Genomic DNA, 12,224 nt, shown 5'->3' with positions numbered 1-12,224 from the left:
GTGGATATTAGCAGCGACACGCTTTCATCCCGACCGCTCATCTCCGTCTATATGCCTACCTGGAACCGTGAAACACTGACGATCAGGGCTATACAATCAGTATTGAAACAGGATTATACACACTGGGAACTCATTATTATCGATGATTTCTCATCGTCATTTGATAAACTTCAGACTTATATCGCCGATCTGAATGACCCGCGCATTACCTACATCCGCAATGAATTTAATTCCGGAGCCTGTGCCGTCCGGAATCAGGCGATACGAATGGCCAAGGGATATCTGATAACGGGTCTGGATGATGATGATGAATGGCTGCCGACACGCCTGTCCTCCTTTCTTGCCTGCCAACATAAACTTCAACAGCACAGCTTCTTATACGCTGATGATTACCTTTGCGACAGCACCGGATACAAGCACCTTAATGAATTACAGGTTTACCCTAAACCTCCCTATAAAAAGAACCTGTTTGATAAGCGGAATATTATCGGCAACCAGATGCTTACTTTAACCAGCCGGATGCAGCAGGTTCTGTTTGATGAACACCTGACCGCCGCTCAGGATTATGATGCATTCTACCGGTTGGCTGAAACCTATGGCGATCCTTTCAAACTGGACGTGATAACTCAGGTGCTATATGTCAATCACGGTGAGGTCCGCATCACCTGCTCAGGACGTAAGTTTTCAGGTTATCTGGATTTTTACCGGAAGCACAAAGCAAAATTAGACGTATCGAGTAAAAAATATCAGCTTTTCACCCTGTACTACATTCGCAACAAAAGGATGCGACCACAAACGCTAATGAATCTGATGACATTACGCAATCTGAAACGCTATCTGATGATGTATTCCAGCTTCCGGAACAGGAAGTTCTAACACGTGCATATGATGAGAGGATAATTACAGTTAGGTATTGTTCCAGATGGGATAGTCTTCGCGTTTACTATCAAGCATAATTTCGACAAATGAGCGTTGTCTTTGAGCGAGAGAATCGATGAGGCTTTCCAATTTGTCGTATTAATACCAAGTAAGGAACAGTACCAACGAAGACAGGAATGGTAGGGAAACGTGTACATACATGATGAGAGTCGAGATGTAGCTAATGGCTGTCACACAAGCTGGTAATAACCATTAACCGAGACACATTAACTAATTGATTGCAAAAGATTTAATATTTATCTTGTGCGCCTTCACAGGCGTCGAATCAGGTCAAAAACAGGGCGGCGCCCTGCTTTGATGGCCGCGTAGTATATCTGCTTACACCCTTACAAGAAAGGCTTAACATCGCCCACGCCTTCACGAATCACTTCTGGCGCGTCTTCGGTGAGATCCACCACGGTGGTCGGCTGCTGACCAAGATAGCCGCCATGAATAATCAGCTCCACCACCTTCTCCAGACGATCTTTGATCTCTTCCGGGTCGGACTCGGTAAACTCACTGCCCGGCAGCATCAGCGATGTGGAGAGCATCGGCTCGCCGAGGGTTTCCAGTAGCGCCTGGGCAATCGGGTTCGACGGCACGCGCATACCGATGGTTTTACGTTTTTCCTGCAACAGACGACGCGGCACCTCTTTTGTCCCCTTCAGAATGAAGGTGTAGTTACCCGGCGTGTTGTTTTTAATCAGACGAAAGGCCACGTTATCAACATAAGCATAGGTCGACAGCTCAGAGAGATCGCGACACATCAGGGTGAAGTTGTGGCCATCCGGCAGCTGGCGGATGCGACAGATGCGCTCCATCGCCCCTTTATCCTCAATTTTACAGCCCAGCGCGTAGCCAGAATCGGTTGGGTAGACAATAACGCCGCCTTTGCGGACGATCTCCACGGCCTGATTAATCAGACGTGGCTGGGGGTTATCCGGATGGATATAGAAAAACTGACTCATACTTCCCTCTCTTCAATTTGCTGTGGCTGTTCCCAGAGCTGCCAGACAGGCTCAACGCCCGCGGGTAACCAGAGCTTGCGCCCCAGTTCAATCCACGCGCAGGGCTGATGGAAATCTGAACCCTGTGACCCAAGCAGACCAAACTGACGGGCGTAGGTCGCGAGCTGCGAACGCTCATTGGGTGCCTGCTGACACTGGGCAACTTCCATCGCCTCACCGCCGCATTCGGCAAAGTGTGCCAGCAGTCTTTTCAGCCATTTAGCAGAAAGATTATACCGCCCCGGATGGGCCAGCACGGCCTTACCGCCAGAATGATGAATCACATCAATAGCTTGTTTTATTGTACACCACTGTGGGGGAACGTATCCGGTTTTCCCGCGCGCCAGATACTTTTTAAAGACATTCGCCATGGTCGTCGCCTTACCGGCGTCCACCAGAAAACGGGCGAAATGGCCGCGCGTCACCGCCCCACCGTTCGCCAGCTTTCGCGCGCCTTCCAGCGCACCGGGAATATGCGCTTTTTCCAGACGTTCGCCAATCATCTCCGCGCGTTGATTGCGGCGTGTTTTTTGTTCTTGCAAAAAAGCACGCATGGCCGGATGTTCTGTATCGATATTCAGGCCAACGATATGAATTTCGTGGTTTTCCCAGACCGTCGAGATCTCAACCCCGGCCACCAGATCCAGCGCCAGTCCGCTGCGGGCAATCTCGGCGCGCGCGGCGGGAATGCCGTCAGTGGTATCGTGATCGGTTATTGCCAGTGTGCCGACACGCATTTCAACGGCGCGATGGACCAGAGCTTCGGGTGTCAGCAGGCCATCTGAAGCCTGCGTATGGCTGTGTAAATCATAAATTACGGCGTAGGTGGTATCGCTCAAAGCACTTCCCATAACAGGTTGGAGACATCCGAAGCCCCTATGATACCGACTAACCGTGAAATACTGAAATCAGGGGTTGACAACACGCCATCGAACTAGTTAACTAGTACGCAAGTTCACACGAGAAAGGTATCTGAAAATGACAGCACATTTCGCTCTGCACGGTTGGTGGCGTACTTCCTGATCTTCGGGCAGTGTCACGCGTCTGCGAAATGCAAACAGATACCCGGCCCGCTACCCAGCGGGCTTTTTTTTGAACAGAATATGAGAACAACAACATGCAAACAGCCAAACCTCATCTCGAACTGCTGACCTGCGAGGCGGCCTATCGCCATAACCCTACCGCGCTGTTTCATCAGGTGTGCGGCGCACGTCCCGCGACGCTGCTGCTGGAGTCAGCTGATATCGACAGTAAGGACGACCTCAAAAGCCTGCTGCTGGTTGACAGCGCGCTGCGCATTACCGCGTTAGGTGACACCGTCACTATCAGGGCGTTGTCTGACAATGGCGCGTCGCTCCTGCCGCTGCTGGATGCGGCGCTGCCTTCAGGCATTGAAAATGAACGCCACCCGGACCTGCGTATTCTGCATTTCCCGCCGGTGAGCCAGCTGCTGGATGAGGATGCCCGCCTCTGCTCGCTCTCCGTTTTTGACGCCTTTCGCCTGCTGCAAAATCTGGTGGCCGTGCCGGAAGTTGAGCGCGAAGCAATGTTTTTTGGCGGGCTGTTTGCTTACGACCTGGTTGCTGGCTTTGAAGATTTACCGGAAACCGAGCAGGGAAACCGCTGCCCGGACTACTGTTTCTACCTGGCCGAAACCCTGCTGGTGATCGACCATCAGAAAAAATATACCCGCATCCAGGCCAGCCTCTTCACTCCGTCTGAGTCTGAGAAAAATCGCCTCGCGCAGCGCATCGCCCAACTGCAACAGCAGATGTCAGAAGCACCGCCCGCGCTCCCGGTGCAGCGTGTTGAAAAGATGACCTGCGAGGTGAGTCAGACCGACGATCAGTACGGCGCGGTGGTACGTCAGATGCAAAAAGCGATTCGTGCCGGGGAGATTTTCCAGGTAGTGCCGTCCCGTCGCTTCACACTGCCCTGCCCGTCGCCGCTGGCGGCTTACGATGTGCTGAAAAAGAGCAACCCAAGCCCGTACATGTTCTTTATGCAGGACAATGATTTCACCCTGTTTGGCGCGTCGCCGGAAAGCTCCCTCAAGTACGACGCCACCAGCCGCCAGATTGAGATCTACCCGATAGCGGGAACCCGTCCACGCGGCCGTCGTTCCGATGGCTCCCTGGACCGCGATCTCGACAGCCGCATCGAACTGGAAATGCGTACCGACCATAAAGAGCTCTCCGAACACCTGATGCTGGTTGACCTGGCGCGTAACGATCTGGCACGTATTTGCACCCCAGGCAGCCGCTACGTGGCGGACCTGACCAAAGTCGACCGCTACTCCTTCGTCATGCACCTGGTATCCCGCGTGGTGGGTGAACTGCGCCACGACCTCGACGTTCTGCATGCCTACCGCGCCTGCATGAACATGGGCACCCTGAGCGGCGCGCCGAAAGTCCGCGCCATGCAGCTGATCGCCGAAGCGGAAGGACGCCGTCGCGGCAGCTACGGTGGTGCCGTGGGCTATTTCACCGCTCACGGTGACCTTGATACCTGCATCGTGATCCGCTCCGCCTACGTTGAGGACGGCATTGCCACCGTCCAGGCCGGGGCCGGAATTGTGCTGGATTCTGTTCCGCAGTCGGAAGCCGACGAAACCCGCAGTAAAGCGCGCGCGGTACTGCGCGCCATTGCTACCGCACACCATGCACAGGAGATTTTCTGATGGCTGACATTCTGCTGCTCGATAATATCGACTCCTTTACCTACAACCTGGCAGATCAGCTGCGTGCGAATGGTCACAATGTCGTTATCTATCGCAACCACGTTCCGGCCCAGACGCTAATTGACCGTCTGGCGACCATGCAAAACCCGGTGCTGATGCTCTCCCCGGGCCCAGGCGCACCGAGCGAAGCAGGCTGTATGCCTGAGCTGTTGACCCGTATGCGCGGCAAGCTGCCGATTATCGGCATCTGCCTCGGCCACCAGGCGATTGTCGAAGCCTACGGCGGTTACGTGGGTCAGGCGGGGGAGATCCTCCATGGTAAAGCGTCAAGTATTGAACATGACGGTCAGGCGATGTTTGCCGGTCTGCCGAACCCGCTTCCGGTAGCGCGTTACCACTCGCTGGTCGGCAGCAACATTCCGGCCGGGCTGACCATTAACGCCTCGTTTGAAGGGATGGTGATGGCGGTGCGTCACGATGCGGATCGCGTCTGCGGGATGCAGTTCCACCCGGAATCTATCCTGACGTCCAACGGCGCGCGTCTGCTGGAGCAAACGCTCGACTGGGCGCTACAAAAGCTGGAGCAGACCAACACCCTGCAACCGATTCTGGAAAAACTGTATCAGGCTCAGACCCTGAGCCAGCAGGAGAGCCATCAGCTGTTCTCCGCCGTCGTGCGCGGCGAGCTGAAGCCTGAGCAGCTGGCCGCTGCGCTGGTGAGCATGAAGGTACGTGGCGAAAGCCCGCAGGAGATCGCCGGCGCGGCAACCGCGCTGCTGGAAAATGCCGCCCCGTTCCCGCGCCCGGACTATCCGTTTGCCGATATTGTCGGGACCGGTGGCGACGGCAGTAACAGTATCAATATTTCCACCGCCAGCGCCTTTGTGGCCGCGGCATGCGGTCTGAAGGTGGCGAAACACGGCAACCGCAGCGTGTCCAGCCGTTCAGGATCGTCCGACCTGCTGGCGGCTTTCGGTATCAACCTGGACATGAACGCCGAGCGTTCCCGTGAAGCGCTGGATGACCTGGGCGTCTGTTTCCTGTTCGCGCCGAAGTATCACACCGGTTTCCGCCACGCGATGCCGGTTCGCCAGCAGCTCAAAACCCGTACGCTGTTTAACGTGCTCGGTCCACTCATTAACCCGGCGCACCCGCCGCTGGCGCTGATTGGCGTTTACAGCCCGGAACTGGTCCTGCCGATTGCGGAGACGCTGCGCGTCCTCGGTTACCAACGCGCCGCCGTGGTACACAGCGGCGGGATGGATGAAGTTTCCCTGCATGCGCCCACGCTGGTGGCGGAACTGAATAACGGCGAAGTGCTGAACTATCAGCTTGAGGCCGCTGACTTCGGGTTGACCCCGTACCATCAGGACGCCCTGGCGGGCGGCACGCCGGAAGAAAACCGTGACATTCTCACGCGCTTATTACAAGGTAAAGGTGAGGCCGCCCATGAGGCCGCCGTGGCGGCCAACGTAGCCATGCTGATGCGTTTACATGGCGAGGAAGATCTGAAAGCCAACGCCCAAAAAGTTCTGGACGTACTGCGCTCCGGTGCAGCTTACGATCGCGTTACCGCACTTGCGGCAAGAGGGTAAATAATGCAGACCGTTTTAGCGAAAATCGTCGCCGATAAGGCCATCTGGGTGGAAGCCCGTAAGCAACAGCAGCCGCTCGCCAGTTTTCAGAATGACGTCGTTCCGAGCAGCCGTCGTTTTTATGATGCGCTCCAGGGCGCGCGTACCGCGTTTATTCTGGAGTGTAAAAAAGCGTCTCCGTCCAAAGGCGTGATCCGCGACGATTTCGACCCGGCGCGTATTGCCGGTATCTACAAGCATCATGCGTCTGCCATTTCTGTGCTGACGGATGAGAAATATTTCCAGGGCAGCTTCGATTTTCTGCCCGTTGTCAGCGGCATCGCGCCGCAGCCGATTCTGTGCAAAGACTTTATTATCGACCCGTATCAGATCTGGCTGGCGCGCTTTTACCAGGCAGATGCCTGCCTGCTGATGCTCTCCGTTCTGGATGACGAGCAGTATCGCCAGCTCTCCGCCGTCGCGCACAGCCTGAATATGGGCGTGCTGACCGAAGTGAGCAACGAAGAGGAGCTGGAGCGCGCCATCGCGCTGGAAGCCAAAGTGGTCGGCATTAACAACCGCGACCTGCGCGACCTGTCGATTGACCTCAACCGTACGCGCCAGCTTGCGCCGCGTCTGGGCGCGGGCGTCACGGTGATCAGCGAATCCGGGATTAACAGCTACGCTCAGGTGCGCGAACTCAGCCACTTTGCCAACGGTTTCCTGATAGGTTCCGCAATGATGGAACACGAAGACCTTAACGCGGCCGTGCGCCGCGTACTGTTGGGTGAGAACAAAGTCTGCGGCCTGACCCGTGAACAGGATGCGCAGGCCGCATATGAAGCGGGCGCAATCTATGGTGGTCTGATCTTTGTCGAGTCCTCTCCTCGCACAGTAAATGAAGAACAGGCGCGCAAGGTGATCGCGGCTGCGCCACTGAGCTACGTGGGCGTGTTCCGCAATGCGGATATTAACGACGTTGCGGCAAAAGCGGACGCGTTATCCCTGAGTGCGGTCCAGCTGCACGGCGATGAAGATCAGGCGTACATCGATGCTCTGCGACATGTTCTGGCGCCTCAGGTTCAGATCTGGAAAGCGCAAAGCGTTGGCGCCACCCTGCCCGCGCGTAACCTGAAGCATGTTGATAAATACGTGCTCGACAACGGCCAGGGCGGCACGGGGCAGCGTTTTGACTGGTCACTGCTGCGTGGCGAAGTGCTGGACAATGTCCTGCTGGCGGGGGGATTAAGCCCCGATAACTGTGTGGAAGCGGCCAAAACCGGCTGCGCAGGCCTCGATTTCAATTCAGGCGTAGAGTCCCAACCGGGCATTAAAGACGCCAGCAAGCTGGCATCGGTATTTAAAACTCTGCGTGCATATTAAGGAAGAGAAGATGACGACATTACTTAACCCGTATTTTGGTGAGTTCGGTGGGATGTATGTCCCACAAATCCTGATGCCCGCGCTGCGCCAGCTGGAAGAAGCGTTCGTGAGCGCACAGAAAGATCCGGCGTTTCAGGCGGAGTTTACCGACCTGCTGAAAAACTACGCCGGTCGTCCGACGGCGCTGACAAAGTGCCGCAACCTGACCGAAGGCACTAAAACTACGCTGTATCTTAAGCGTGAAGATCTGCTGCACGGTGGCGCGCATAAAACTAACCAGGTGCTTGGCCAGGCGCTGCTCGCGAAGCGGATGGGTAAAACCGAAATCATCGCCGAAACCGGCGCGGGACAGCACGGTGTGGCCTCAGCGCTCGCCAGCGCCCTGCTCGGTCTGAAATGCCGCATTTACATGGGGGCGAAGGACGTTGAGCGCCAGTCGCCAAACGTGTTCCGTATGCGTCTTATGGGAGCGGAAGTGATCCCGGTGCACAGCGGTTCTGCCACGCTGAAAGATGCCTGTAATGAAGCGCTTCGCGACTGGTCTGGCAGCTACGAAACCGCCCACTACATGCTCGGTACCGCCGCGGGCCCGCACCCGTTCCCGACCATCGTGCGTGAATTCCAGCGCATGATCGGCGAAGAGACTAAAGCGCAGATCCTCGAAAAAGAGGGTCGCCTGCCGGATGCGGTGATCGCCTGCGTTGGCGGCGGATCTAACGCCATCGGCATGTTTGCCGATTTTATCGACGAAACCAGCGTTGGGCTGATTGGCGTTGAGCCTGCCGGCCACGGTATTGAAACGGGCGAGCATGGTGCGCCGCTGAAGCATGGCCGCGTGGGGATCTACTTCGGCATGAAGGCCCCGATGATGCAGACCGATGAAGGGCAGATTGAAGAGTCTTACTCAATCTCTGCCGGGCTGGATTTCCCGTCCGTAGGGCCGCAGCACGCGTTCCTCAACAGCACCGGCCGCGCGGATTATGTCTCCATCACCGATGACGAAGCGCTGGAGGCCTTCAAAACGCTGTGCCGCAATGAAGGGATCATCCCGGCGCTGGAGTCTTCCCACGCGCTGGCGCACGCGCTGAAAATGATGAAGGAAAACCCGGAAAAAGAGCAGCTGCTGGTGGTAAACCTTTCCGGTCGCGGTGACAAAGATATCTTCACCGTTCACGATATTCTGAAAGCACGAGGGGAAATCTGATGGAACGCTACGACAACGCATTTGCTCAACTGAAAGCTCGCCAGGAAGGCGCCTTCGTTCCCTTCGTGACGCTGGGCGACCCCGGCCCGGAGCAGTCGCTGAAGATTATCGACACCCTGATTGATGCCGGTGCCGACGCGCTGGAGCTCGGTATTCCGTTCTCCGATCCGCTGGCGGATGGCCCGACCATTCAGAACGCAACGCTACGCGCGTTTGCCGCGGGCGTGACGCCGAGCCAGTGCTTTGAAATGCTGGCGGCGATCCGTCAGAAGCACCCGACCATTCCGATCGGCCTGCTGATGTACGCCAACCTGGTGTTCAGCCGCGGTATTGATGCGTTTTACGCAGAATGCGCCCGCGTGGGCGTTGACTCCGTGCTGGTGGCTGACGTGCCCGTTGAAGAGTCTGCGCCATTCCGTCAGGCGGCAATGCGCCACAACGTCGCGCCGATTTTCATCTGTCCACCGAATGCCGATGACGATCTGTTGCGCCAGATTGCCTCTTACGGACGAGGTTACACCTACCTGCTCTCCCGTGCGGGCGTCACCGGTGCGGAAAACAAAGCCGCGCTGCCGCTGCATCATCTGGTGGAGAAGCTGGCAGAATACCATGCTGCACCGCCGCTTCAGGGCTTTGGCATTTCTTCACCGGATCAGGTTACTGCGGCGATTGACGCGAAAGCCGCCGGAGCCATTTCCGGTTCGGCTATCGTGAAAATTATCGAGAAGAACGTGGATAAGCCAGAGCAGATGCTGGCTGAGTTACACGCATTCGTCACATCCATGAAAGCGGCCACGCGCAAGGCGTAACCGTTAACACCGTCTGGCCCCGGCGTCAGGCGGTTTTCCCTTCTCTCTTCCTGAAAGAAGCAGGTCAAAATTGATCCTGTCGATATTTTCGGTGTGAATGACTTTCCAAACTTTCGCGTAAGCGTATGATCTGGGCTCTTTTTAGCGTTACCCTTCTGAGTTCAGAGGTTATTCATGTCATGGCATTCCTTCAAACAGACTTACCTGGTTAAGTTCTGGTCACCTGTTCCGGCCGTTATCGCGGCAGGCATTCTCTCTACTTATTATTTCGGTATTACCGGCACCTTCTGGGCTGTTACGGGCGAGTTTACCCGCTGGGGTGGGCAGCTATTACAGCTGGCAGGCGTCCATGCCGAAGAGTGGGGCTACTTCAAACTGATCCATCTTGAGGGCACACCGCTGACCCGCATCGACGGGATGATGATCATTGGCATGTTCGGCGGCTGTTTTGCGGCCGCGCTGTGGGCCAACAACGTTAAGTTGCGCATGCCGAAAAGCCGCATCCGCATTATGCAGGCCGTGGTCGGCGGCATCATTGCCGGGTTTGGCGCCCGCCTGGCGATGGGCTGTAATCTGGCCGCGTTCTTTACCGGTATTCCGCAGTTCTCGCTGCATGCCTGGTTCTTTGCCGTCGCCACCGCCATCGGCTCCTACTTCGGTGCTAAATTCACCCTGCTGCCGCTGTTCCGCATTCCGGTGAAAATGACGAAAGTTAGCGCTGCCTCTCCGTTAACGCAAAAACCCGATCAGGCGCGTCGTCGCTTCCGCCTCGGTATGCTGGTCTTTTTTGCCATGGTTGCCTGGGCGATTTGCACGGCGATGAATCAGCCAAAACTTGGCCTGGCCATGCTGTTCGGCGTCGGTTTTGGTCTGCTGATTGAACGCGCGCAGATCTGCTTTACCTCCGCGTTTCGCGATATGTGGATCACCGGACGCACCATGATGGCGAAGGCGATCATTGCCGGTATGGCCGTGAGCGCGATCGGCATCTTCAGCTACGTTCAGCTCGGCGTGGAATCGAAAATCATGTGGGCGGGCCCAAATGCCGTCATTGGCGGGCTGCTGTTTGGTTTTGGCATCGTGCTGGCGGGCGGGTGTGAAACCGGCTGGATGTATCGCGCTGTGGAAGGCCAGGTGCATTACTGGTGGGTGGGTCTGGGTAACGTGATTGGCGCTACCATTCTGGCCTACTACTGGGATGACGTCTCTCCGGTACTGGCAACAAACTGGGACAAGGTCAACCTGCTGAAAACCTTTGGTCCACTCGGAGGACTCCTGGTGACCTACGCCCTGCTGCTTATCGCCTTCTTACTGGTTGTTGCACAAGAGAAGCGCTTCTTCCGACGCGCCACCGCCAAAACTGAAACTCAGGAGAATGCCGCATGAAAGAGATCGTGCCTGATTATCGTCTCGATATGGTGGGTGAACCTTGCCCTTACCCGGCCGTCGCCACGCTTGAAGCGCTACCGCAGCTAAAGAAAGGTGAAATTCTGGAAGTGGTGAGCGATTGCCCCCAGTCGATCAATAACATTCCTCTTGATGCCAAAAATCACGGCTATACCGTGCTGGATATCCAGCAGGACGGACCAACCATTCGTTATTTAATTCAGAAGTGACTTCACGATCTAAAAAGGCCTCTCAGAGGCCTTTTCTAGTTTACTGGCTTTGGCCACCGTCGTCGTCTGAGCTTCGGCAGGCATGAATGAATGGTGAGACGTGTTCCGCAAACGGAACAGATAGCACCGTGAGGTAGGCTATGTGCTGGGCTGAACGTCGTGAACTGAAACTGTTTACCTGCACAAACCGGACACTCAAATTTGATGTTGGGGATATCCCCTCCAGCCAGGTGTATGGAACAACCACCATACAGCAATCACCGGCTGACAGGGGATATATCTTCTGTCAGAAACGATAGCCTGCTGAGAACATAAATACCCACGGATCCAGTCGGGTATTGATACTTTGCTGCTGCCCGCCAGCTTTAAAGCGCACGTCCGTATCAATGTCCATATACCAGACCGAGGCGTTGATCAGCCAGTCACGGTTAATCAGATAATCCAGACCAACCTGCCCCGCCATACCCCACGAGTCTTTCAGGCTGAGATCGGAGAGCCCGGCCTCTTTACCGGTATCGTTAAATTTCTCATCAAAGAAGGTGGTGTAGTTAACGCCTGCACCAATATAAGGGCGCACCTTGCTGCTGGAATCGCCGAAGTACCACTGCGCCATCAGCGTTGGTGGCAAATGGTGAACCGTGGCAATGTCCCCGGTCGGTCCTAAACCGACGCGGTGACGGAATGGCGTGGCGGCTAAAAGCTCGACGCCAACGTTATCCGTTGCCATATACGTAAACGTCAGGCCTAACTGGGTGTTATTGCTGACGTTAAACCCGCCCATACCCAGTACATTATCGGACCCTTCCGTTGGACGTACCGTTGCCGAACCGGCACGAATAAAGAATTCGCCTGCTTCATGCGCGTACGCGCCGCCAGAGAGACTGCTTAAGATAAGGGCTGCCACCGCTAATTTTTTCATATCCGCTCCATCGTTGTGGTTTTAATTGCGGAGGAGAATATACTCACAAATGAGTAATAAGTGATCTAACACAGATCACATTAAAACCAGTAAGTTAACATTCATTGATCTAGG

12 protein-coding genes and 1 other annotated feature are annotated in these 12,224 nt (G+C 55.8%); of the genes, 9 read left to right on the top strand and 3 right to left on the bottom strand.

Features of this window, described 5'->3' with window-relative positions; genetic code table 11:
• Positions 1–6 precede the first annotated feature (6 nt).
• Positions 7–876, top strand: coding sequence for a colanic acid biosynthesis glycosyltransferase WcaA (gene wcaA / locus SK58_RS12000; RefSeq protein ID WP_072201505.1), 870 nt, complete (start codon positions 7–9; stop codon positions 874–876).
• 389 nt (positions 877–1,265) lie between these two features.
• Here wcaA and SK58_RS11995 read toward each other — a convergent pair whose 3' ends face one another.
• Positions 1,266–1,886 (bottom strand): L-threonylcarbamoyladenylate synthase, encoded by a 621-nt coding sequence (locus tag SK58_RS11995; RefSeq protein WP_003856793.1) that lies wholly within the window; start codon positions 1,884–1,886, stop codon positions 1,266–1,268.
• Positions 1,883–2,776: an RNase RNM gene (rnm, locus tag SK58_RS11990; RefSeq protein ID WP_026080677.1), complete on the bottom strand. Its 894-nt coding sequence runs from the start codon at positions 2,774–2,776 to the stop codon at positions 1,883–1,885. The genes SK58_RS11995 and rnm overlap by 4 nt, the downstream gene beginning before the upstream one ends.
• A gap of 127 nt (positions 2,777–2,903) precedes the next feature.
• Here rnm and trpL point away from each other — a divergent pair, with 127 nt between their 5' ends.
• The 8 genes from trpL (at position 2,904) to yedF (ending at position 11,191) form a co-directional block, all read left to right on the top strand.
• The gene (gene trpL, locus SK58_RS22885; RefSeq protein WP_071524153.1) at positions 2,904–2,948 is read left to right on the top strand and encodes a trp operon leader peptide; all 45 of its coding nucleotides are present in this window, start codon (positions 2,904–2,906) and stop codon (positions 2,946–2,948) included.
• Positions 2,925–3,019 (top strand) — a sequence feature (Trp leader region). (Overlaps the previous gene by 24 nt.)
• A 23-nt stretch (positions 3,020–3,042) precedes the next feature.
• The gene (locus tag SK58_RS22710) at positions 3,043–4,605 is read left to right on the top strand and encodes an anthranilate synthase component 1 (RefSeq protein WP_048219936.1); all 1,563 of its coding nucleotides are present in this window, start codon (positions 3,043–3,045) and stop codon (positions 4,603–4,605) included.
• Positions 4,605–6,200, top strand: a complete 1,596-nt coding sequence (gene trpD / locus SK58_RS11980) for a bifunctional anthranilate synthase glutamate amidotransferase component TrpG/anthranilate phosphoribosyltransferase TrpD (protein ID WP_017384223.1) — start codon at positions 4,605–4,607, stop codon at positions 6,198–6,200. Before SK58_RS22710 ends, trpD begins: the two co-directional genes overlap by 1 nt.
• A 3-nt stretch (positions 6,201–6,203) precedes the next feature.
• On the top strand, positions 6,204–7,562 hold the full coding sequence (trpCF, locus tag SK58_RS11975) for a bifunctional indole-3-glycerol-phosphate synthase TrpC/phosphoribosylanthranilate isomerase TrpF (protein WP_045142566.1): 1,359 nt from the start codon (positions 6,204–6,206) through the stop codon (positions 7,560–7,562).
• A gap of 10 nt (positions 7,563–7,572) precedes the next feature.
• A complete protein-coding gene (trpB, locus tag SK58_RS11970; protein ID WP_003856780.1) occupies positions 7,573–8,766 on the top strand; it encodes a tryptophan synthase subunit beta in 1,194 nt (397 codons plus the stop codon).
• Positions 8,766–9,575, top strand: a complete 810-nt coding sequence (gene trpA / locus SK58_RS11965; RefSeq protein WP_015570379.1) for a tryptophan synthase subunit alpha — start codon at positions 8,766–8,768, stop codon at positions 9,573–9,575. Before trpB ends, trpA begins: the two co-directional genes overlap by 1 nt.
• 174 nt (positions 9,576–9,749) lie before the next feature.
• Positions 9,750–10,961, top strand: a complete 1,212-nt coding sequence (gene yedE, locus SK58_RS11960) for a selenium metabolism membrane protein YedE/FdhT (protein WP_048219933.1) — start codon at positions 9,750–9,752, stop codon at positions 10,959–10,961.
• A complete protein-coding gene (gene yedF, locus SK58_RS11955; protein ID WP_003856774.1) occupies positions 10,958–11,191 on the top strand; it encodes a sulfurtransferase-like selenium metabolism protein YedF in 234 nt (77 codons plus the stop codon). The genes yedE and yedF overlap by 4 nt, the downstream gene beginning before the upstream one ends.
• A gap of 286 nt (positions 11,192–11,477) precedes the next feature.
• Here yedF and ompW read toward each other — a convergent pair whose 3' ends face one another.
• A complete protein-coding gene (gene ompW / locus SK58_RS11950; protein ID WP_017693317.1) occupies positions 11,478–12,110 on the bottom strand; it encodes an outer membrane protein OmpW in 633 nt (210 codons plus the stop codon).
• Between the last annotated feature and the right edge of the window lie 114 nt (positions 12,111–12,224).

It is taken from the genome of Enterobacter sp. BIDMC93 (assembly GCF_001037805.1).
In the GTDB taxonomy this organism is placed as follows: domain Bacteria; phylum Pseudomonadota; class Gammaproteobacteria; order Enterobacterales; family Enterobacteriaceae; genus Enterobacter; species Enterobacter hormaechei_C.
Note: the sequence above shows the minus strand (reverse complement) of the source record. Positions and strands in the feature narration are given on the sequence as shown.